This window comes from Klebsiella sp. M5al (genome assembly GCF_002090195.1).
In the GTDB taxonomy this organism is placed as follows: Bacteria; Pseudomonadota; Gammaproteobacteria; order Enterobacterales; family Enterobacteriaceae; genus Klebsiella; species Klebsiella grimontii.
Genome location: NZ_CP020657.1, coordinates 5531263 through 5553298, shown reverse-complemented (window position 1 = coordinate 5553298; position 22036 = coordinate 5531263). Strand labels below are relative to the sequence as shown.

Below are 22036 nucleotides of genomic sequence, written 5' to 3'. Positions count from 1 at the left end.
TGATAATGCGATGAACAGAAAACTCTCTTTGATTTGTGCAGTAGCGGTGGGCATTGGCGGCTGGTCCTCCTTCGCATCGTATGCGGAACCGACGGCGCAGGCCGTGCAGACGACGACGGTACCCGGTATCGCCGGTACGGTGGCGGACAGCCAGCCCACGGCGACGCTTGCCGACCCGGCGGCGCCGGTGGTGGTGCTGGATAACGCCCCGACCCGTGACGTGAAGCTGACCTTCGCTAAAATCGCCCCACCTCCGGGCAGCATGGTGCTGCGCGGCGCGCGCCCTGAGGGTTCGGTCGAGTTCGGCATGCGCAGCGATGAAGTGGTGGCGAAAGCGCTGCTGAATCTCGACTACACGCCCTCTCCGTCGCTGCTGCCAGTGCAGTCGCAGCTGAAGGTGTATCTTAACGATGAGCTGATGGGCGTGCTGCCGGTCACCAAAGAGCAGTTGGGCAAAAAAGTCAGCGCGCAGATCCCTATCGATCCGCTCTATATCACCGACTTTAACCGCGTGCGTCTTGAGTTTGTCGGCCACTATCGCGATGTGTGTGAAAACCCAGCCAGCAGCACCTTGTGGCTGGACGTCGGTCGCGAAAGCTATCTGGATTTAACCTACCAGTCGCTGAACGTGCGCAACGATCTTTCGCATTTCCCGGTGCCGTTCTACGATTCGCGCGATAACCGCCAGCTGACGCTGCCGATGGTCTTCGCCTCCGCGCCGGATGTCCTGCAGCAACAGGCGGCGGCCATTATCGCCTCCTGGTTCGGCAGCAAGGCGGGCTGGCGCGGCCAGCAGTTCCCGGTCCAGTTCAACCAACTGCCGGACCGTAACGCCATTGTTTTCGCGACTAACGATAAGCGCCCGGACTTCCTGCGCGAGCACCCGCCGGTTAAGGCGCCGACGATTGAAATGATCGACCACCCGGATAATCCGTACGTCAAGCTGCTGGTGGTCTTCGGGCGGGATGACAAAGACCTGCTGCAGGCGGCGAAGGGGATAGCCCAGGGCAATATTCTGTTCCGCGGCAGCAGCGTGACGGTTGACGATGTCAAACAGCTGCAGGCGCGTAAACCGTACGATGCGCCAAACTGGGTGCGTACCGATCGGGTAGTGACCTTTGCCGAGCTGAAAACCTACGAACAGCAGCTGCAATCCAGCGGCCTGGTGCCGGATTCCATCAACGTGGCGCTGAACCTGCCGCCGGACCTCTACCTGCTGCGCGCCAACGGCATCGATATGAACCTGAACTATCGCTACACCATGCCGCCAATTAAGGACAGCTCGCGCATGGATATCAGCCTTAACGATCAGTTCTTACAGTCGTTCAGCCTCAACAGCTCGCAGGATGTGAATAAGCTGATACTACGCCTGCCGGTGCTGCAGGGGCTGCTGGACGGCAAAACGGAAGTGACGATCCCGGCATTGCGCCTCGGCGCCATGAATCAGCTGCGCTTCGACTTCCAGTATATGAACCCGATGCCGGGCGGCTCCATCGATAACTGTATTACCTTCCAGCCGGTGCAGAACCACGTAGTGATTGGCGATGATTCGACCATCGACTTCTCGAAGTACTATCACTTTATGGCGATGCCGGATCTGCGCGTCTTTGCTAACGCGGGCTTCCCGTACAGCCGGATGGCCGATCTCGCCGATACCCTGGTCGTGGTGCCCAAATCGCCGACCGAGGGCCAGGTTGCCACGCTGCTGGAGACGGCCGGCGGCATTGGCGCGCAAACCGGCCTGGCGGCCATTAACCTGCGCATGACCGACGACGGCGGCCAGATTAAGGACAAAGACGCCGACCTGCTGCTGATTGGCTCCATTCCGCAGGCGCTGAAGGACGACACGAAAATCAACCTGCTGGTTGAAGCGACCAAAAGCTGGGTGAAAATGCCGATGCGCCACTACGATCTGGCCAGCATCTATCCCGATACCGAGGCCAGAACGCCGAATACTCGCACCGACGTCACGTCGACCGGGCCGATGGCGGCGATTATTGGCTTCCAGTCGCCGTACAACGATCAGCGCAGCGTCGTGGCGCTGCTGGCCGACAGCCCGCGCGGCAACGAACTGCTGACCCAGGCGCTTAACGACAGCGGTAAACGCGCGGCGATGTTTGGTTCCGTTGCGGTCATTCGTGAGTCGGGCGTTAACAGCCTGAGGGTGGGCGATATTTACTATATCGGCCACCTGCCGTGGTTCGAACGCATCTGGTTTGCACTCTCCAGCCATCCGGTGCTGCTGGCGATTCTGGCGGCGGTCAGCATCGTCCTGCTGGCATGGGTACTGTGGCGCATGCTGCGTATTATCAGCCGTCGCCGCCTCGATCTTGATGATGAGTAATTGATGATGAACGCGGTACGTAGTGTGGTGTTATCGGTATTGATGCTGGCGGCGGCGCAGGTGAGCGCCGCCTGCCAGTGGCCGGCCTGGGAGCAGTTTAAAAAAGAGTACGTCAGCGCCGAAGGTCGGGTTATCGATCCCAGCGATGCGCGAAAAATAACCACCTCGGAAGGGCAAAGCTACGGGCTGTTCTTTGCTCTGGCGGCTAACGATCGCGACGGTTTCCGCAAGCTGTTCGAGTGGACGCAAAACAACCTTGCCGAGGGCGACCTGCGCGCGCACCTGCCGGGCTGGCTGTGGGGGAAAAAGAGCGATGACCAGTGGACGGTGCTGGACAGCAACTCCGCCTCGGACTCCGACCTGTGGATAGCCTGGGCGCTGCTGGAAGCCGGACGTCTGTGGCAAACGCCTCACTATACGGAAGTCGGTAAAGCGCTGCTGGCGCGCATTGCCGCCGAAGAAGTGGCCACGGTGCCGGGGCTGGGGCCGCTGGTGCTGCCGGGAAAAGTCGGCTTTGTCGATGACGGCGGCTGGCGTTTTAATCCCAGCTACCTACCGCCGCAGCTGGCAACCTATTTTGCCGCGTTTGGCTCACCCTGGCCGAAAATACGCGACAACAATCTGCGCCTGCTGCTGGAGACCGCGCCAAAAGGCTTCTCGCCTGACTGGGTGCGCTACCAGAAAGGGAAAGGCTGGCAGCTGAAAGCGGATAAACCGATTATCGGCAGCTATGACGCCATCCGCGTCTATCTGTGGACCGGTATGCTCGATGACGGCGATAAGCAAAAAGTCCCCCTGCTGGCGCGCTTTAAACCGATGGCGGCTCAGACGGTTTCACAGGGCGTGCCGCCGGAAAAAACCAACATCGCGACCGGTAAAACCACCGGCAATGGCCCGGTCGGCTTCTCCGCGGCGTTACTGCCGTTCTTGCAGAAGGAAGATGCCCGCGCCATACAGCGCCAGCGCGTCGCCGATGACTATCCCGGGGCGGATGCATACTACAGCGCGGTCCTGACCCTTTTCGGCCAGGGATGGGATCAACACCGTTTTCGTTTCACCGCCGGCGGTGAATTACGGCCTGACTGGAACCAGGAATGCACAAGTTCTCACTAAGCTTATTCACTCTCTCCCTGGGCGTCGCGCTGATGCCGCTGGCGCATGCCGCGACTACCCCTGTTCAGGAGCATCTACTGGAGCAGGTCCGCCTCGGCGAGGCCAGCAAACGTGAGGATTTGGTGCGCCAGTCGCTCTACCGCCTGGAATTGATCGACCCCAATAACCCGGACGTTGTCGCCGCGCGGATGCGTTATCTTCTCCGCCAGGGCGATACCGCCGGCGCGAAGCAGCAGCTGGAGCGTCTGGCGAAGCTGGCGCCGGAATCGCCTGAGCTGAAAGCCTCGCGCGACGAGATGAAAAGCAGCGCCGGCGATGGTCGCCAGGAGCTGCAGCAGGCGCGCCTGCTGGGCGTGGCCGGGAAGGTTGATGAGGCCATCGTCGCTTACGAGAAGCTGTTTAACGGCGTTCCTGATGATGATGATGCGGCGATTGAGTACTGGACGCTGGTGGCGCGGCTGCCCGCCCGTCATAACGAAGGCATCAATCAGCTGAAAAAACTTAACGCCCGCTTGCCGGGCAACGTCTCGCTGCAAACGGCGCTGGCGAAACAGATGTTTGGCGATAATAAGCCGGAAGAGGGATTTGCTTATCTGGAGCAGATGTCGCGCTCGGCGGCGGGCCGCGGTATCGCGGCGGATATCTGGTTTAACGAAGTGAAAAGCATGCCGGTCAGCCGGGCCAGCGTGCAGGCGCTGCAGCGCTTTCTCATGCAGTTTCCCACCGGTTCCACCTCGGCGAATGCCCGCGTCCTGCTCGCTCAGCAGCAGACGCAGCTAAAAGACCCGACGTTCCGCGATCGCGCGGAGGGGCTGGCGGCGGTGAAGGCCGGGAAAGGTTCGGTGGCCGTGGCCGATTTGCAGCAGGCCGTACGGGCGGATGCCAAAGACAGCGACGCGGTTGGCGCATTGGGGCAGGCGTATTCTCAGCGCGGCGATCGGGCGCGGGCGGTCGCCCAGTTGAGTAAAGCCATCAAAATGGACCCGGATAGCCCGAGCCGCGATAAGTGGGACAGCCTGCTCAAGACTAACCGCTACTGGCTGCTGATTAAGCAGGGCGATAGCGCCCTGAAAAGCGGCCGGCTGGCGCAGGCGCAAAATCATTACGCCCAGGCGCAGCGTATAGACAATACCGATAGCTATGCGGTGCTGGGGCTGGGCGACGTGGCGGCGGCGCGTAAAGAAAATGCGGCGGCGGAGCGTTACTACCAGCGCGCGCTGCGTATGGATCGCGGCAACAGCCTGGCGGTGCGCGGTCTGGCGAATCTGTATCGCGGCGAATCGCCGGAAAAAGCCAGCGCGTATATCGCCAGCCTGTCGCCGGGCCAGCGGCGCAGCATTGATGATATTGAACGCAGCCTGACCAACGATCGCCTGGAGAAACAGGCCGAAGCGCTGGAGAGCCAGGGCAACTGGGCGCAGGCGGCGGAAGTGCAGCGCAGACGGCTGGCGCTGGACCCGGATAGCGTGTGGATCGCCTACCGCCTGTCGCGGGATCTGGTCAGCGCGGGCAGCCGCAGCGAAGCCGATGCGATCATGCGCGCGATGGTCAACCGCCAGCCCGGCGATGCCGACCGGGTTTACGCCTACGGCCTCTATCTATCCGGGAATAATCAGGATGAGAGGGCGCTGGCGCAGATTAACGCCCTGCCGCGCGGGCAGTGGACGGACAATATCCGCGAGCTGGAGGCGCGCCTGCAAAGCGATAACGTATTGCGTCAGGCAAACCAGCTGCGCGACGACGGCCAGGAAGACCGGGCCATCGCGCTGATTCAACAGCAGCCGGCGTCGGTGCGCTACGCGCTGACGCTGGCGGACTGGGCGCAGCAGCGCGGCGACAGCCAGACGGCGATTGCTCAATATCAGCGGGTGCTGGGCCAGCAGCCGGATAACGGCGATGCGCGTCTGGGCCTGGCGGAAGTGTATCTTGCCGATGGCGATAAAAACGCCGCCCGCGCCCAGGTGGCGCAGCTCAAGGGCGAAGACATCGATTCTATCAATATGCAGCGGCGTATCGCCCAGGCGCAGGCCGGGTTGGGCGATCGCGCTCAGGCGCAGCAAACCTTCGCCCGCATCGTGCCGCAGGCGAAAGCGCAGCCGCCGTCAATGGAAAGCGCGCTGGTGCTGCGCGACGCCGCGCGTTTTCAGGCGCAGAACGACGAGCCGCAGCAGGCGCTGGAAGGCTATAAAGATGCAATGGTGGCCTCCGGCGTTGCCCGCGAGCGCCCGCAGGATAACGACACCTTTACGCGGCTGACGCGTAACGATAGCAGCGATGACTGGCTGAAACGCGGGATCCGCAGCGACGCCGCCGATCTTTATCGTCAGCAGGATCTTAATGTCACCCTCGAACATGATTACTGGGGCTCCAGCGGTACCGGCGGCTATTCCGACCTGAAAGCGCATACCACCATGCTGCACGTGGACGCGCCGCTGGCCGACGGGCGCATGTTCTTCCGTACCGATCTGGTGAATATGAATGCCGGGAGCTTTTCGACGAAGAGCGACGGCAGCTATTCGCCGAGCTGGGGTACCTGCGGCGAAATCGCCTGTACCGGCGGCAGCAAACACCAGAGCGATAGCGGCGCCAGCGTCGCGGTGGGCTGGAAGAACGAGACCTGGAGCGGCGATATCGGCACTACGCCGATGGGCTTTAACGTCGTTGATGTGGTGGGCGGCCTGAGCTACAGCAGCGACGTTGGCCCGCTGGGCTACACCGTTAATCTCCACCGACGCCCCATCTCCAGCTCGCTGCTGGCCTTTGGCGGGCAGAAAGATAACCCTAACGACGGCCATACCGGCAAGAGCTGGGGCGGAGTGCGCGCCGACGGCGGCGGTGTGAGTCTGAGCTACGATAAAGGCGAGGCCAACGGCGTCTGGTCTTCGCTGGGCGTCGACCAGTTGACCGGGAAAAACGTCGCCGACAACTGGCGCGTGCGCTGGATGACCGGCTACTACTATAAAGTGGTTAATGAAGATAACCGCCGGGTCACCGTCGGCCTGAACAATATGCTCTGGCACTATGATAAAGACCTGAGCGGCTATACCCTGGGTCAGGGCGGTTACTACAGTCCGCAGGAATATGTCTCCTTCTCGGTGCCGGTCACCTGGCGTCAGCGGACGGAGAACTGGTCATGGGAGCTGGGAGGCTCGGTGTCGTGGTCCCATTCGCGCACCAAAACCGAGGCGCGCTATCCGCTGCTCAATTTGCTTCCCTCGCAGTATCGCCATGATGCCAGCCAGCTTACGGAAGAGGGCAGCAGCAGTTCCGGCGTCGGCTATACCGCGCGGGCGCTGATTGAGCGACGGGTCACCAGCAACTGGTTTGTCGGGGCGGCGGTGGATATTCAGCAGGCGAAGGATTACACCCCGAGCCACGCGCTGCTGTACGTCCGCTATTCAGCTTCCGGCTGGCAGGGCGATATGGATATGCCACCGCAGCCGTTGGTGCCTTACGCCGACTGGTAGCAGATTAGACTGAATTATGCGACAGGGCGCCACTCCACGGCGCTCTTCGCGTATACTCGTTGCCTTCGGTCAGGCACGCAGATTTCCCTTCCGGTGGCGCTGAAGCTGCACTGCGCGCTGCATCCCGGAGGCGGCGCGAGGGGCGCCTGTCCAGGCTACCGGCCCGATGGCGGTGGTGAACTTGTCGCCCGGACGGTTTTGTAGCCCGGGTAAGGCGTCAGCCGCCACCCGGGAATGCCCCCGGTTACGGGTCCGTGCGGTTTTGGGTTTTGTAGCCCGGACAGGCGCACCGCGCCGCCTCCGGGAAAACGTCCCGAAGGCATGGCTTTGCGCCCTCGGGCGCGGGCGAACAATTTGAGTATATAATCAGCCTGAAAATGACCGGCGTGGATGGATTTTCGTCGGATATACGTTCAGTTTCAGTGGAGAACCCCCGTTGCGCGTCAGCCGTTCACTTACAATTAAACAGATGGCGATGGTCGCGAGCGTGTCCATGGCGTTTGTACTGGTCTTCTGTTCTATTCTGCTGTTCCACTTCGTTCAGCAGAGTCGCTTTACCACGGCCACGCAGTTAGAAAGCATCGCGCGTTCCGTTCGCGAACCGCTGTCAGCGGCTATCCTGAAAGCCGATATCCCTGAGGCGGAAGCCATTCTGAGCCGTATTCAGCCCGCGGGCATCGTCAGCCGGGCGGATGTCGTGTTGCCCAACCAGTTCCAGGCGCTGCGGATGCGTTTTATTCCCGAACGCCCGGTGCCGGTGACGATCACCCGGATGTTCGAACTGCCGGTGCAGATTTCACTGCCAATTTACTCCCTTGAACGTCCGGCGAACCCGCAGCCGCTGGCCTATCTGGTGCTGCAGGCCGATTCCTACCGCATGTATAAATTCGTCATGAGCGCGCTGGCAACGTTAGTGACTGCTTACTTACTCTTGGTGCTGATTCTGACGGTGGCGATCACCTGGTGTATCAACCGCCTAATCGTCCGCCCGCTGCGTAAAATCGCCCGTGAGCTGAACGATGTCCCGCAGCATGAGCGTTTGGGCCATCAGCTCACGCTGCCGCGTTTACATCATGATGATGAAATCGGCATGCTGGTGCGTAGCTACAACCGCAATCAGCAGACGCTGCTGCGCATGCACGACGAGCTCTCTTTGCAGTCGACCCGTTTCCCGGTATCCGAGCTGCCGAACAAAGCCTTTCTGATGGCCATGCTGGAGCAAACCGTCGCCCGTCCGCAGCCGTCTGCACTGCTGATCGTCGCCTGCGAAACGCTGCAGGATACCGCTGGCGTACTTAAAGAGACGCAGCGCGAAATGCTACTGTTGACGCTCGTCGAAAAGCTGCGGGCGGTTATCCCGACGCAGATGGTGCTGGCCCAGGTGAGCGGCTACGATTTTGCGATTCTGGCCCACGGAATTACCGAACCCTGGCAGGCGGTGACGTTAAGTAAGCAAGTACTTACTGTCTTAAGCGAACGTTTACCGCTGCACGGCATCCAGCTGCGCCCCTGCGCCAGCGTCGGCATTGCGATGTTTCACGGTGAAATTAACGGCGAACAGCTCTATCGCCGGGCGTTTTCCGCCGCCGTCACCGCGCGGCGTAAAGGTAAAAATCAGATTGAGTTCTTCGATCCAGAACAGATGGAAAAAGCGCAGCGCCGCCTGATGGAAGAGCACGATATTTTAACGGCGCTTGATAATCAGCAGTTTGCCATCTGGCTGCAGCCGAAGGTGGATACCGCCAGCGGCGAGGTCTGCGGTGCAGAGGCGCTGCTGCGTCAGCGTCAGGCTGACGGGAGCTGGTCGCTGCCGGGCGATCTGATTGAGCGTATCGAAGCCTGCGGCCTGATCGTCCCGGTCGGCTACTGGGTGATGGAAGAGGCCTGCCGACAGCTTGCCGCCTGGCAAAACCAGGGGATCATGTTGCCGCTATCGGTCAACGTGTCGCAGCTACAGCTGCTGCATCACGATCGCGGCGCGGAAATGCTGGCGCTGCTCGCGCGCTATCGTATCGCGCCAGGGACGCTGATACTCGAAGTCACCGAAAGTCGTCGAATAGACGACCCGCAGGCCATGATTTCCCTGCTGCGTCCGCTACGTGAAGCGGGCGTGCGGATCGCGTTGGATGACTTTGGTATGGGCTATGCCGGCCTGCGTCAACTGCAGCATATTAAATCGCTGCCGGTGGATATCCTGAAAATCGATAAAGTCTTTATCGATATGCTACCTGATGACATCAGCATGGTGCCCGCGATTATCCAGCTGGCGCGAGGGCTGAATCTGCACATCGTCGCGGAGGGCGTCGAAACCGATGAGCAGTATCGCTGGCTGCAGGAGGCGGGCGTCGAGACGGTGCAAGGGTATCTTTTTGGCTGCGCCATGCCGCCTGAGGCTTTTATCGCTCGCTTTTTACCCGCCGCCGTAGAGGATGCAAGTTTGTAAACGTATTGTTAGCTTACGCGAGTCAGTTCAAATAAATTAACAATTACATTGCAATTTCATCACTCGTTATTTCTGAAATGTTTCATGGGTGTTATTTTTAAGCCACGGACGCAATACCCCCTCACGGTCTGTGGTTATATCCAAAGGACACCCTATGAAAATCTCTTTCTTTAAAAGCCTCTATGTCCAGGTTCTCTCGGCCATAGCGATCGGTATTCTGCTGGGCCATTTTTACCCGGAACTGGGTGCGCAGATGAAACCCCTCGGCGATGCCTTCGTTAAGCTGATTAAAATGATTATTGCCCCGGTTATCTTCTGTACCGTCGTGACGGGGATTGCCGGGATGGAGAGCATGAAGGCCGTCGGCCGCACCGGCGCGGTGGCGCTGCTCTACTTTGAAATCGTGAGTACTATTGCGCTGATCATCGGCCTGATTATCGTTAACGTGGTGCAACCTGGCGCCGGAATGAACGTTGACCCGGCGACCCTCGACGCGAAGGCCGTGGCGGTTTACGCCGAACAGGCGAAGGACCAGGGGATCGTGGCATTCTTGCTCGATATTATCCCCGGCAGCGTGATTGGCGCTTTCGCCAGCGGCAACATTCTGCAGGTGCTGATGTTTGCGGTGCTGTTTGGTTTCGCGCTGCACCGCCTCGGCAGCAAAGGCCAGCTGATTTTTAACGTTATCGAAAGCTTCTCGCAGGTGATCTTCGGCATCATCAATATGATTATGCGCCTGGCGCCGATTGGCGCTTTCGGAGCCATGGCCTTTACCATCGGGAAATACGGCGTCGGTACGCTGGTGCAGCTCGGCCAGCTGATCGTCTGCTTCTACATCACCTGCATCCTGTTTGTGGTGGTGGTGCTGGGGTCAATCGCCAAAGCCACCGGCTTCAGCATCTTTAAATTTATCCGCTATATCCGCGAAGAGCTGCTGATCGTGCTGGGCACCTCTTCATCCGAGTCGGCGCTGCCGCGTATGCTCGATAAGATGGAAAAGCTGGGCTGCCGTAAGTCGGTGGTGGGGCTGGTGATCCCGACGGGGTACTCCTTTAACCTCGATGGAACCTCAATCTACCTGACGATGGCGGCGGTGTTTATCGCTCAGGCCACGAACAGCCATATGGATATTTTCCATCAAATAACCCTGCTGGTGGTGCTGTTGCTCTCCTCGAAGGGCGCGGCGGGGGTAACGGGCAGCGGCTTTATCGTCCTGGCGGCGACGATTTCCGCCGTCGGCCATTTGCCGGTCGCCGGTCTGGCGCTCATCCTCGGCATCGACCGTTTTATGTCCGAGGCGCGCGCGCTGACCAACCTGGTAGGTAACGGCGTAGCGACTATTGTGGTCGCGAAATGGGTTAAAGAGCTGGACTCACAGCAGCTCGATGATGTGCTGAATAACCGTACGCCGGTAAACAAATCGCACGAATTATCCTCATAAATCCATCTGTTAGGTCCATAGTTCCTTGCTGGACTATGGGCTCCTGCGCATAATTAGGGGTCGCTGCCGCATGCGCGGCGGTGACCCTTATGATTATTTCACGTCAACATGCGACATTTTCATCTCCGTGTGGTCTAACCGACGTACTTAACTCACCATATTTTTTCGGCGGCCCTCCCGTGGGCCGCTGTTGTAACCAGGAATGTTCATCAGGGGTTCACATGCAGGGCACAAAAATTCGACTCTTAACCGGTGGTTTGCTGATGTTGGCGACGGTCGGTTATGTGCAGGCAGAAGCGCTCCAGCCGGACCCGGCCTGGCAACAGGGGACACTGGCGAACGGGTTTCAGTGGCAGGTTCTGGCCACCCCGCAGCGTCCCAGCGATCGTATCGAAGTTCGCCTGTCCGTGAATATTGGCTCGCTGAGCGAAAGCACTCAGCAGAGCGGCTTTAGCCACTTTATCCCGCGTCTCGCGCTGACGCAAAACGGCGGCCTCCCGACCATGCAGGCCCGCTCGCTATGGCAGCAGAGTATTGACCCGAAGCGTCCTCTGCCGCCCGCCATCGTCTCTTATGACTACAGTTTGTTTAACCTGAGCCTACCGAATAACCGTAACGATCTGCTGAAAGAAGCGCTGAGCTGGCTGGCCAGCGCCAGCGGTAAAATGTCGATCACCCCGGAAGCGGTCAACCACGCGCTGCAGGGCGAAGATATGGTGGCGACCTGGCCTGCGGATACCAAAGAAGGCTGGTGGCGCTATCGGCTGAAAGGGTCCACCATGCTGGGGCACGATCCGGCGGCGCCGCTGAAGCAGCCGGTGGATATTGCCCAGCTAAAAGACTATTACCACAAGTGGTACACGCCGGATGCCATGACCCTAATTGTGGTCGGCAACGTGGACAGCCGCAGCGTCGCGGAGCAAATCAACAAAACGTTCGGCGGCCTGAAGGGCAAGCGCGAAACGCCGGTGGCGGTTCCTACGCTGTCGCCGCTGCCGACGACGCCGGTCAGCATCATGACCGATGCGGTGCGCCAGGATAAGCTGTCGCTGATGTGGGATGCGCCGTGGCAGCCGATCCGCGACTCGGTAGCGCTACAGCGCTATTGGCGTGACGATCTGGCCCGGGAAGCGCTGTTCTGGCACGTACAGCAGAATCTGAGCAAAAGTAATATTAAGGATATCGGCCTGGGCTTTGACTGCCGCGTCCTCTACCAGCGCGCCCAGTGTGCGATCAATATCGAATCGCCGGGCGAGCGCCTGAACGCCAACTTAACTACCGTAGCGCGCGAGCTGGCGAAAGTACGCGATAACGGCCTGCCGCAGGAGGAGTTTGATGCCCTGATCGCGCAGAAAAACCTCGAGCTACAGAAGCTGTTCGCCACCTATGCGCGCACCGATACCTGGATCCTGATTAGCCAGCGGATGCGTTCGTTGCAAAATCAGGTGGTGGATATCGCGCCCGAGCAGTATCAGAAGCTGCGCCAGGAGTTTCTCAATTCGCTGACGGTCGACATGCTGAACCAGTATCTGCGGCAGCAGTTGTCGCAGGATATGGCGCTGGTATTGCAGCAGCCGCAGGGCGAGCCGGAATACAACATGAAGGATCTGCAGGCGACGTGGGAAAAGCTGATGGCGCCAGCACCGACGGCCGCAGCGGCGTCCAGCAGCACCAGTGACGTTGCGCAAGGGCGTAACGAAGCGACGGATATTCCGCCCGTACAGTAAAGCAAAACCGGATAGCGTGGCTATCCGGTGATTTAATGGCAAATCTGTTTTACGTATTGCTCGGGGTTGGCCCAGTGATTTTCCCGGCGGCGCTGGCGCGCTTTGTCCGGGTTGATGCCAGCGCCAGACAGTAGCCTGGCTAAGCGCAGCGCGAGCCGGGAAGCAGCAGCGCCGATTCTTCTGCTACCGTGACTGCGGCATCGCTTCACGCGGGATAATCGCGCCGCGATACTGGATCACCGTGCTGGCGGTCAGGTGCCCGCGTTTGGCCGCCGACTCAGCATCGCCGCCGGTCAGGCGCACGGCCAGGTAGCCAGCGCTGAAGGAATCGCCCGCCGCGGTGGTATCAACCACTTTCTCTTTCGGCAGCTTAACGGCCGGGACGTCCAGCTGCGGCTGTCCGGCAATCGCCACCAGGCAGGAGTCGGCGCCGCGCTTAACCACCACTTCTTCCACGCCGGCGGCGTGGGTCCGGGCAATCACTTCCGCCACCGGCTTCTCGCCCCACAGCGCGTCTTCGTCATCGAGGGTCAGGAAGGCGATATCGGTGCAGCTCAGCATCTGCTGATAAACCTGCTGCGTCTCCTCTTTGCTGCTCCACAGGCGCGGGCGATAGTTGTTATCAAAGATAACTTTGCCGCCGTTCGCCCGGCACTCGCGCAGCAGGGTCAGCAGCTTCTCGCGGCTGGTTGGGTTAAGGATCGCCAGGCTGATGCCGCTGAGATACAGATAATCAAAGGTCGCCAGCTCTTCACAGATGGCCGCGGACTGCTCGCTCTCCAGCCAGAACTTCGCTGCGGCTTCATTACGCCAGTAGTAAAAGGTGCGCTCGCCGGTATCGTCGGTTTCGATGTAGTAGAGGCCCGGTAGCCGGTCGGCCATGCGCTGAATCAGGTCAGTCTGGACATTCTCGCTCTGCCAGGATTCAAGCATTTGCTGGCTGAAGGTGTCCGTTCCCAGGGCGGTTACGTAGTGCACGCCCAGCGCGCTGGCGTCGGTCTGACGCGCAATGTAGACGGAAGTGTTTAAGGTATCGCCGCCAAAGCCGCGATTTACCGCCGCGCCTTTCTCTGACAGCTCAATCATGCATTCGCCGATGACGGCAATTTTCTTAGACATAGTGATGACCTGAAATTAAATCAATATTAACCCTAGTGTGCGCTGGGCCGCTTTTATGGTCAATGATATTAAAACAACGTTCCATTATTTTTTTGACCTGGCGCGGATTATGTGACGAAAACCTCATTCGGCGGAGCAACTGGCGTTTCTCAACTATATTCAGGACTGGCGATACGCAAAAGGAGTGCAGAAGGGATGAGCAGAACCCGAAAAACCGTTGCTATTATTCTTGGAACGATAGTCATACTGATCGTTTTGTTTTTTATCGTGCTGGCGACCTTTGACTGGAACCGCCTGAAGCCGACGATTAATCAGAAAGTGTCGGCCGAGCTGAACCGCCCGTTCGCGATTCGCGGCGATCTGGGCGTCGTCTGGGAACGCCAGCCCGGCGAAAGCGGCTGGCGAAGCTGGATCCCCTGGCCGCACGTTCACGCCGAAGATATCGTCCTCGGCAACCCGCCTGATATCCCACAGGTCACGATGGTGCACCTGCCGCGCGTTGAGGCGACGCTCGCCCCGCTGGCGCTGCTCAGCAAAACGGTCTACCTGCCGTGGATAAAGCTTGAACAGCCCGACGCGCGACTGATTCGACTGTCGGAGAAGACCAACAACTGGACCTTCGACCTGGCCTCGGCGGGGGCGTCTGAGAAAGATGCGCCGCCTTCCAGCTGGTCTTTCCGTCTCGACAATATTCTTTTTGACCGCGGCAAGATTGCTATCGACGACAAGGTGTCGCGCGCAGACCTGACGATTGTGGTTGACCCGCTCGGTAAGCCGCTGGCGTTTAGTGAAGTGACCGGTGAAAAGGGGAAAGAGCAGTCGCAGAAAGTCGGCGATTACGTCTTCGGCCTGCAGGCGAAAGGCAGCTACAACGGACAGCCGCTCGCCGGTAACGGAAAAATCGGCGGTATGCTGGCGCTGCGCAGCGAAGGTACGCCGTTCCCGCTGCAGGGGGATTTTCGTTCCGGCACTACCCGGGTGGCCTTCACCGGCACGGTCAGCGACCCGCTTAACCTCGGCGGCGTCGATCTACGGTTGAAGTTTTCCGGCGATTCGCTGGGCGATCTCTACGACCTGACCGGCGTGCTGCTGCCGGATACGCCGGCCTTTTCGACCGACGGGCATCTACGGGCCACCTTCAAGGATAAGGCCGGTTCACGCTTCGCCTATCAGGATTTTAATGGCCGTATCGGAGAGAGCGATATCCACGGTTCGCTGACCTACACCACCGGCAAACCCCGGCCTAAGCTGGAGGGCGATCTCGAGTCCAGGCAGCTAAGGCTGGCGGATCTGGGGCCGCTAATCGGCGTCGACTCCGGCGGCAAAGGGAGCAAAACCGAACAGCGTAAAGGCGAGTCTTCTCCGCAGCCAGCCGGAAAAGTGTTGCCGTATGACCGCTTTGAAACCGACAAGTGGCAAGTGATGGATGCCGATGTGCGCTTTAAAGGGCGGCGCATTGAGCACGGCGGCACGCTGCCCATCAGCGACCTCTCCACCCACGTGATCCTCGAACGGGGCGACCTGCGCCTGCAGCCGCTGCGTCTGGGGCTGGCCAACGGCACCATTGCCGGCAGCATTCATCTGGAGGGGGATAAAAAACCGCTGCAGGGGACGGCGAACCTGCAGGCGCGCCGCATGAAACTGAAAGCGCTGATGCCAAACGTGGAGATGATGCAGAAAACCCTCGGCGAAATGAACGGCGATGTGCAGCTTCGCGGTACCGGCAACTCCGTCGCCGCGCTGCTGGGCAACAGTAACGGTAACCTGAAGCTGCTGATGAACGACGGGCTAATCAGCCGCAACCTGATGGAAATCCTCGGTCTGAACGTCGGTAACTATATCATCGGGCAGATCTTTGGCGACGATGAGGTGCGGGTAAACTGCGCGGCGGCCAATATCGACGTGGTCAACGGCGTCGCCCGGCCGCAGGTGTTCGCGTTTGATACCGAAAACGCGCTGATCAACGTCACCGGGACCGCCAGCTTTGCATCGGAGCAGCTGGACCTCACTATCGATCCGGAGAGTAAGGGCTTTCGTATTATCACCCTGCGTTCCCCGCTGTACGTTCGCGGCAGCTTTAAGTCGCCGAACGCGGGCGTGAAGGCGGGTCCGCTGATTGCGCGCGGCGCGGTAGCGGCAGCGCTGGCGACGCTGGTGACGCCAGCCGCCGCGCTGCTGGCGCTGATCTCACCCGCCGAAGGCGAGGCGAATCAGTGCCGGACCATACTGTCGCAGATGAAAAAATAGTCGGAAAGGAGACTCCCCTGGCCGGATGGTCAGGGGAGCGAGCGGAGAATTACAGCGACTGGTGGCGCGTTTCGTGGGTCAGCAGCAGCGCGATCATCGTCAGCGCCGCCATGGCGGCCAGATAGAGTCCGACCGCAGGCAGACCGTAGTTGCCCTGCAGCCAGGCGGCGATATACGGCGCCACGGACGCCCCGAGGATCGACGAGACGTTGTAGGAGAACGATGCGCCGGTATAGCGAACTTCCGTCGGGAACAGCTCCGGCAGCAGCGCGCCCATTGGGCCAAACGTCAGCCCCATCAGGCTCAGGCCAATCAGCAGGAAGGCAAAGACCAGCAGCGGGTTGCCGGAACCAAGCAGCGGTTTAAAGGCAAACAGCGCGAAGAGGATGATCAGGGTAGTGATCACCACCATGCTCTTACGACGACCAAACGCATCCGCCAGCAGGCCGGCAACCGGCACCATCACGCCAAAACCGATAACCGCCATCATCAGCATCCACAGCACTTCGTTACGCGGCAAACCGAGGCCAATCGGCGCGGCGGCGGTACTGAAGGTCATGGAGTAGACGGTCATGATGTAAAACAGCGTGTAGGTCGCCAGCATGATAAAGGTGCCGAGCACCGTCACGCGGACGTGTTTGGTCAGCAGCGTGCCCAGCGGAATTTTGACCTGTTTCTTCGCGGCGGCAACCTTAGCGAATACCGGCGATTCGTGCAGCGAAACGCGGACGTACAGGCCGATAATCACCAGCACGGCGGAGAAGATAAACGGCATACGCCAGCCCCACTCCATAAACTGCTGGTCGGTCAGCAGCCAGGAGAGCAGCAGGAAGGTGCCGTTAGCGAAGAAGAAGCCAATCGGCGCGCCCAGCTGCGGGAAAGAGCCGTACAGCGCGCGCTTGCGCGGCGGAGCGTTTTCCGTCGCCAGCAGCGCCGCGCCGCCCCATTCGCCGCCAAGGCCGAGCCCCTGGCCAAAGCGCGCCAGCGCCAGCAGCACCGGCGCCATAATGCCAATGGTTTCATAGCCGGGCAGCAGACCGATAACCACGGTAGAGATCCCCATCGTCAGCAGCGAGGCCACCAGAGTCGTTTTACGGCCTACCCGGTCGCCGAAGTGGCCAAATACCGCGGAGCCGATAGGGCGGGCGATAAAGGCGATAGCGAAGGTGGCCAGCGATTGTAGCGTCGCGGCGGCGGGATCGCCCTGCGGGAAGAAAATATGTGGAAATACAATAACTGCCGCGGTGGCGTAGATATAGAAGTCGAAGAACTCGATGGCGGTGCCAATGAGTGAGGCGACGACGACTTTATTGCGTGAGTTAACCGGAACGGTGTCCTGCGCGTTGTCGAGTGTGGTGGCTGTGGCTTGCATAGATCTTTCTTATTTTTTGCGAACGAAAGGCCATATAGCCACAGCCTTGGGGACATTTCAATCTGTAACAAGGTGCGGGGGGAGGTTAAAAAATAGGCAAAAAGTGAATAATTTCTGTGCCAGAAAAATAACTTCTATGAAATGCTTCACATAATTCAAATAATGGTCAATAAAACCAGGTTTAGGTTAAATAAAAGTTACATGTTGGATTTATATGCTGAAATGCCAGGTTGGGCTGAATTTTGCGTCTTTTATTCAGCCCAATAATGATTTAGTCGTGGGCTTTACCCGGCATCCGGCGGTCGTCTTTATATTCGGCGGTGGCAATCCATGCGGCGCAGAACAGCGTCAGGCGGGCAAAGAAATAGAAGAAGGCCATTATCCCCAACACCGAGCCGAACGCCGCCCCGGAGGGGGATTTCACCAGCGCCGGCAGCGTCCAGGTCATGATGATTTTGATTATCTCAAAGCCGACGGCCGCAATCAGAGTGCCGCGAATCAGCGCCTTGCGGCGAGGGCGGTGGCGCGGGAGCCGCCAGAAAATCCAGAAAAACAGCAGATAGTTAGCGAAGATGGAAATCGCCAGGCCAATCAGCCGCCACGCCGGTTTCAGCCACTCAATGTAATCAAGGTAAAGCGCCGAGATAATCATCTGCTGGGCCGAGCCGGCGATGGAGGTGATCGACAAGGTAATGACCAGCGCCACCAGCAGGCCGATCAGCGAGATAAAGTCGCGGAAATATTTGACCCAGATTTTCTCCTGATCCTGCGGCGTGCGCTCCCAGACGTCGCGCGACTGGGCGCGGATGGCCTCACGCAGGTTGCCCATCCAGTTAATGCCGGAGTAGAGCGCCACCAGCAGACCGACGATACCGACGGCGGTACGCTGCTGTACGGCGGTATTGATGGTATTTTTCAGCGTTGCCGCCAGCGTCGGGTCGCTAACGTTCAGCAGGATTTTATCGAAGATGTCCTGTAGCAGCGTGGGATGCGAGGCGAGAACAAAACCGGCGGCCGCAAAAGAGACCATCAGGATCGGGATCATCGATAAAAACGAGAAGTAGGTGATTGCCGCGCCAAACTGATTACCCAGCCTGTCGTTAAAGCGCTCCGCGGCGCGGATGATATGGGCGACCATATGGTTACGCTGAACTTTTTCCGCCGTTCCGGTGACGCTTTTCAGCGCCTGGTTGGCTTTTTTCGCCACGGTAGAGTCGTTTATCGCAGCCATCGCGCTTTTGTTTTTATCCGGCTGCTGGCCCGGATCCTCGGTTGGGCGTTGAGCGTCGTTTTCCGGCGTCATAAATTATTTCTTCCTTTTTTACAGCGGTATTCATCAAAATTATATACGTAAAATCGCGGATAAGGCGTACCGGGGCCATCGGGTCTATGAATCCGAGAGCGGTTGAAGCGCGCTCTTCTGCCATTGTCCAGGCCTGCGGGAAGTTGATAATGCAATGATATAGTTGATTTTTTATTCTTATTCAGGCCTCACCCGCCATCCGGCAGAAAATATCGGCACCCTCTCAAATACGGATTTTTCATCATGCGGACTAATCAACATAGTTTTTCATCATCCCGCCGAGCCACTCCATAAACAGATGTACCCGCCGCGAGAGATTACGCCGGTGCGGGTAAATGAGCGACACCGGCAGCGGTTCGGCGCGGTAGTGGGGAAGAATTTCGATCAGTTCGCCGGTGCGCAGCATTTCGCGAACGCCTATCCGTGGAACCTGAATAATCCCCAGTCCGGCCAGACACGACGCCTGATAGGTCTCGGTACTATTGACCGTAAGCACGCCGCCCGCTTTAACCCAGCGAACCGCGCCATCGCTGACCACTTCAAATCCGAGCGGACGAACGCCCAGATTGCTGGCGTAGTGGATCAGCGCATGATCCGCGAGATCGTCCAGCGACTGCGGATAGCCAAAGCGCGTCAGATACTGCGGACTGGCGCAGTTAATTTGCGTGAGCTTGCCTAGCGGCCGCGCGATCAGCCCGGAATCTTTCAGCGTACCGACGCGCACCACGCAGTCAAAGCCCTCGCGGACCACGTCGACTAACCGATCGCTGCTGCTGAGCTCCAGTTCGATGCCCGGATACTGCTGCAAAAACGCCGGCAGCTGCGGAATGACCAGCTTTTTCGCCACTGCGACGGGCATATCAACCCGCAGACGCCCGCTGATGCTGGAGGGGTCGAGCTGAAACATACCGTCGAGCTCTTCAAGATTGCTCAGCAGGTCTCTGGCGCGTTCGTAGTAGACCATGCCGTCCTGGGTCAGCTGCACCCGGCGGGTCGTGCGGTGCAGCAGGCGAGCGCCAAGGTGGCTCTCGAGCGCCTGAATCTGGCGCGATACGCTCCCTTTCGGCAGGCCAAGGGTGTCGGCGGCGCGGGAAAAACTTTCCAGCTCCGCTACCCTAATGAACAGCTGCATTGCGTGAATTTTATCCATCCCGGCGGCCTATTGTTGTTCTTCGGGAAACAGTAAAACGTAATTTGCCATATTTATTGTTTTTATAGCAGCTAATAAGCTCTTTAACTCTGCAAATGCAACCGAGAAGGGGTTTTCTGATGACTCAACGTATCGCTTTAGTCACCGGCGGCAGCCGTGGATTGGGAAAAAACGCCGCATTGAAGCTGGCTGCGAAGGGAACTGATATTATTCTGACCTGGCGCAGCAACCAGCAGGCTGCGCTGGACGTGGTGGCTGAAATTGAGCGAACGGGCGTGAAAGCCGCGGCATTACCGTTAAACGTCGGTGATGTCGGCAGTTTCGATGCTTTTGCTCAGCAGGTGGCGGAGGTGCTGCAGGAGCGCTGGAAACGGGATACCTTCGACTATTTATTGAACAATGCCGGAATCGGTCTGAATATTCCTTTTGCTGAAACCAGCGAAGCGCAGTTTGATGAATTAATGAACATCCAGTTTAAGGGGCCGTTCTTCCTCACCCAACGCCTGCTGCCGTTATTGCAGGACGGGGGGCGGATCCTCAATGTTTCCAGCGGGCTGGCGCGTTTTGCTCTGCCGGGCTACGCGGCCTATGCCTCAATGAAAGGCGCGATGGAGGTGCTGACGCGCTATCAGGCGAAGGAGCTAGGGGCACGCGGAATTTCGGTCAATATCATCGCGCCTGGCGCGATTGAAACAGATTTTGGCGGCGGCGTCGTAAGGGATAACGCTCAGGTGAATCAGCATATTGCCGCGCAAACGGCGCTGGGAAGAGTAGGGCTTCCGGATGATATTGGCGATGCCATCGCCGCGATACTGAGCGATGACCTGCGCTGGATGAACGCCCAGCGCGTAGAAGTGTCAGGCGGGATGTTTTTGTGATCGAGCGCCCCGCCATCGATGATGGCGGGGCAACGCGCATTTCATGCGTTTTCTTACTCCGTAACATACGTTCCTGATTTTGCCATCGCCTGCGTTTCCGGGTTCGTTTAAAATAGAAAAATTAATATTGTGTTTATTCTTTTCTTGCCCGGTAATTAAGGATTTCCTTAATTTAAGTGTAATAATTATTGTGAATGAGTAATGGTATCAACAAGGCCTGTAACTATTCATTGTTATGATATTTAGTTAATTCTCTCTATCGGTAAAATGCCCCGAGCCAAACAGCGAGCGCTTATTTTACTTGCTGATATTCCCCTCCCCCTGATTAAATCGGGCATTTCTTTGATGGAGATAAATCCATGCAGGTAATCATGTTTGACAGGCAGTCGATATTTATTCATGGCATGAAAATTGGCCTTCAGCAATACATTCCCGAAATTGATCTTTTTGGCACCTGTCAGCCTGAACAGCTCTGGCAGACGCTGACGGCGCACCCTGACGCGCTGCTCATTCTGGATGGTGATATGCACAGCGAGTTTTGTTGTTGGTTGTTGCAGGAAAAACAGCTTCGCTTCCCGCAATCTCAGGTACTACTGACTGTTTCTGACAATAATAAGAGCTGGCTACAGCGCGCGCTGCCTTACAATGTGCGGGGCATCGTGCAACGCGAGGAAGGTTTGCAAACTTTCGCTCAGGCGATCAACAGCGTCCTGCTGGGACTGCTCCGTCTACCGGGCGATTGGCTAATGACGGCGGAAGCGCGGGATAATAAATGGGTTCATTTAAGCCAGCGCCAGCGTGAGGTTTTACAGCTGCTGGCCGCCGGTGATTCAAATAAAGAGATTAGCCGTACGTTAAATATTAGCGTCGGCACGGTAAAGGCCCATCTTGAGTCGCTCTATCGCCGGCTTAACGTGAAGAATCGTACCCAGGCGGCGATGATTTTTAATAGCATTAGCGAAACTTAATCGGTGCAGGCTTTGAATCGTGCGCACTCTTCGCGCCGCTGTTCGCGGCTGCTGCGAATATTTCCCCATGCGTTCAACGCTTCAGCGAACCGCTGATGGTTAAGATGGGTCAAAACAATATTAAGCGCCGGAGACGCCGCCCCGCAGCTAAAGGCTAAAGAGACCAGCGCATCATATTGCGCTTGATTAAGCGTAACCCGCAGGCTGCGCTTAAGCTCGCGCTGGCATTGCAGTAGATCCACAGTAAGTAAGGTCTCCGCGACCTCGCGCGTGAAGTGGCTGAACGTTTCATAGTCGTTGAGAACATGGCCGTAGCCAATCACGTGCAGGCCGCTTTCGTCCCGATAGGGGACGAGCGCTAATCCCTGGGCGCGCTTAATAAACTCAAGGCCCTGCAGGCTTAGCGGCGGTATCGTTGGTGACATTTATTGCCTTCCTCTGTTGTCGGCCTGCAGTGTAGAGGA

General features: G+C 58.5%; 14 protein-coding genes. 9 read left to right on the top strand and 5 right to left on the bottom strand.

Annotation, left to right across the window (positions count from 1 at the left end):
• The first annotated feature begins 10 nt into the window (after positions 1 to 10).
• From bcsB to BWI76_RS26755, 6 genes are all read left to right on the top strand, one after another.
• Positions 11 to 2344: a cellulose biosynthesis cyclic di-GMP-binding regulatory protein BcsB gene (bcsB, locus tag BWI76_RS26780; RefSeq protein ID WP_064371543.1), complete on the top strand. Its 2334-nt coding sequence runs from the start codon at positions 11 to 13 to the stop codon at positions 2342 to 2344.
• Between the two features lie 3 nt (positions 2345 to 2347).
• Entirely contained in the window at positions 2348 to 3457 is a 1110-nt protein-coding gene (gene bcsZ, locus BWI76_RS26775) for a cellulose synthase complex periplasmic endoglucanase BcsZ (protein ID WP_064371544.1), read from the top strand.
• Positions 3439 to 6924 carry a cellulose synthase complex outer membrane protein BcsC gene (bcsC, locus tag BWI76_RS26770; RefSeq protein ID WP_064371545.1) on the top strand — a complete coding sequence of 1162 codons (3486 nt, stop codon included), beginning with the start codon at positions 3439 to 3441 and terminating at the stop codon, positions 6922 to 6924. Before bcsZ ends, bcsC begins: the two co-directional genes overlap by 19 nt.
• A 436-nt stretch (positions 6925 to 7360) precedes the next feature.
• Positions 7361 to 9367 carry a biofilm formation regulator HmsP gene (gene hmsP, locus BWI76_RS26765; protein WP_004134241.1) on the top strand — a complete coding sequence of 669 codons (2007 nt, stop codon included), beginning with the start codon at positions 7361 to 7363 and terminating at the stop codon, positions 9365 to 9367.
• Between the two features lie 154 nt (positions 9368 to 9521).
• A complete protein-coding gene (locus BWI76_RS26760; protein ID WP_004126321.1) occupies positions 9522 to 10808 on the top strand; it encodes a dicarboxylate/amino acid:cation symporter in 1287 nt (428 codons plus the stop codon).
• A 221-nt stretch (positions 10809 to 11029) separates the two neighbouring features.
• Positions 11030 to 12535 carry a M16 family metallopeptidase gene (locus BWI76_RS26755; protein ID WP_004134243.1) on the top strand — a complete coding sequence of 502 codons (1506 nt, stop codon included), beginning with the start codon at positions 11030 to 11032 and terminating at the stop codon, positions 12533 to 12535.
• 183 nt (positions 12536 to 12718) lie between these two features.
• On the opposite strand, the gene BWI76_RS26750 is transcribed toward BWI76_RS26755, so the two are convergent.
• Positions 12719 to 13654, bottom strand: a complete 936-nt coding sequence (locus BWI76_RS26750) for a sugar kinase (protein WP_004134245.1) — start codon at positions 13652 to 13654, stop codon at positions 12719 to 12721.
• 195 nt (positions 13655 to 13849) lie between these two features.
• Here BWI76_RS26750 and BWI76_RS26740 point away from each other — a divergent pair, with 195 nt between their 5' ends.
• Positions 13850 to 15901 (top strand): AsmA family protein, encoded by a 2052-nt coding sequence (locus BWI76_RS26740; RefSeq protein ID WP_049086116.1) that lies wholly within the window; start codon positions 13850 to 13852, stop codon positions 15899 to 15901.
• 49 nt (positions 15902 to 15950) lie between these two features.
• Here the strand turns inward: BWI76_RS26740 and BWI76_RS26735 are convergent, their stop codons facing one another.
• The 3 genes from BWI76_RS26735 to BWI76_RS26725 all read right to left on the bottom strand — a co-directional run bounded on the left by BWI76_RS26735 (position 15951) and on the right by BWI76_RS26725 (position 19726).
• Complete coding sequence (locus tag BWI76_RS26735) at positions 15951 to 17273, bottom strand: MFS transporter (RefSeq protein ID WP_004134247.1); 1323 nt, start codon at positions 17271 to 17273, stop codon at positions 15951 to 15953.
• A 271-nt stretch (positions 17274 to 17544) separates the two neighbouring features.
• A complete protein-coding gene (yhjD, locus tag BWI76_RS26730) occupies positions 17545 to 18576 on the bottom strand; it encodes an inner membrane protein YhjD (RefSeq protein ID WP_004134249.1) in 1032 nt (343 codons plus the stop codon).
• A 250-nt stretch (positions 18577 to 18826) separates the two neighbouring features.
• Positions 18827 to 19726: a LysR family transcriptional regulator gene (locus BWI76_RS26725; RefSeq protein ID WP_024359777.1), complete on the bottom strand. Its 900-nt coding sequence runs from the start codon at positions 19724 to 19726 to the stop codon at positions 18827 to 18829.
• Between the two features lie 119 nt (positions 19727 to 19845).
• On the opposite strand from BWI76_RS26725, the gene BWI76_RS26720 reads away from it, so the two are divergent.
• Both BWI76_RS26720 and BWI76_RS26715 read left to right on the top strand, forming a co-directional pair.
• The gene (locus BWI76_RS26720; protein WP_004134253.1) at positions 19846 to 20604 is read left to right on the top strand and encodes an SDR family NAD(P)-dependent oxidoreductase; all 759 of its coding nucleotides are present in this window, start codon (positions 19846 to 19848) and stop codon (positions 20602 to 20604) included.
• Between the two features lie 359 nt (positions 20605 to 20963).
• Entirely contained in the window at positions 20964 to 21572 is a 609-nt protein-coding gene (locus BWI76_RS26715; protein ID WP_004134255.1) for a DNA-binding response regulator, read from the top strand.
• Here BWI76_RS26715 and BWI76_RS26710 read toward each other — a convergent pair.
• Positions 21569 to 21997 carry a lysozyme gene (locus BWI76_RS26710; protein ID WP_049086117.1) on the bottom strand — a complete coding sequence of 143 codons (429 nt, stop codon included), beginning with the start codon at positions 21995 to 21997 and terminating at the stop codon, positions 21569 to 21571. The genes BWI76_RS26715 and BWI76_RS26710 overlap by 4 nt on opposite strands.
• Positions 21998 to 22036 lie beyond the last annotated feature (39 nt).

Coding starts and splice junctions, on each gene's coding strand:
- yhjD (WP_004134249.1), bottom strand. CDS start 18,576: ATGACGCCGGAAAACGACGCTCAACGCCCAACCGAGGATCCGGGCCAG.
- BWI76_RS26725 (WP_024359777.1), bottom strand. CDS start 19,726: ATGGATAAAATTCACGCAATGCAGCTGTTCATTAGGGTAGCGGAGCTG.
- BWI76_RS26735 (WP_004134247.1), bottom strand. CDS start 17,273: ATGCAAGCCACAGCCACCACACTCGACAACGCGCAGGACACCGTTCCG.
- bcsB (WP_064371543.1), top strand. CDS start 11: ATGAACAGAAAACTCTCTTTGATTTGTGCAGTAGCGGTGGGCATTGGC.
- BWI76_RS26750 (WP_004134245.1), bottom strand. CDS start 13,654: ATGTCTAAGAAAATTGCCGTCATCGGCGAATGCATGATTGAGCTGTCA.
- BWI76_RS26715 (WP_004134255.1), top strand. CDS start 20,964: ATGCAGGTAATCATGTTTGACAGGCAGTCGATATTTATTCATGGCATG.
- BWI76_RS26720 (WP_004134253.1), top strand. CDS start 19,846: ATGACTCAACGTATCGCTTTAGTCACCGGCGGCAGCCGTGGATTGGGA.
- bcsC (WP_064371545.1), top strand. CDS start 3,439: ATGCACAAGTTCTCACTAAGCTTATTCACTCTCTCCCTGGGCGTCGCG.
- bcsZ (WP_064371544.1), top strand. CDS start 2,348: ATGATGAACGCGGTACGTAGTGTGGTGTTATCGGTATTGATGCTGGCG.
- BWI76_RS26760 (WP_004126321.1), top strand. CDS start 9,522: ATGAAAATCTCTTTCTTTAAAAGCCTCTATGTCCAGGTTCTCTCGGCC.
- BWI76_RS26710 (WP_049086117.1), bottom strand. CDS start 21,997: ATGTCACCAACGATACCGCCGCTAAGCCTGCAGGGCCTTGAGTTTATT.
- BWI76_RS26755 (WP_004134243.1), top strand. CDS start 11,030: ATGCAGGGCACAAAAATTCGACTCTTAACCGGTGGTTTGCTGATGTTG.
- BWI76_RS26740 (WP_049086116.1), top strand. CDS start 13,850: ATGAGCAGAACCCGAAAAACCGTTGCTATTATTCTTGGAACGATAGTC.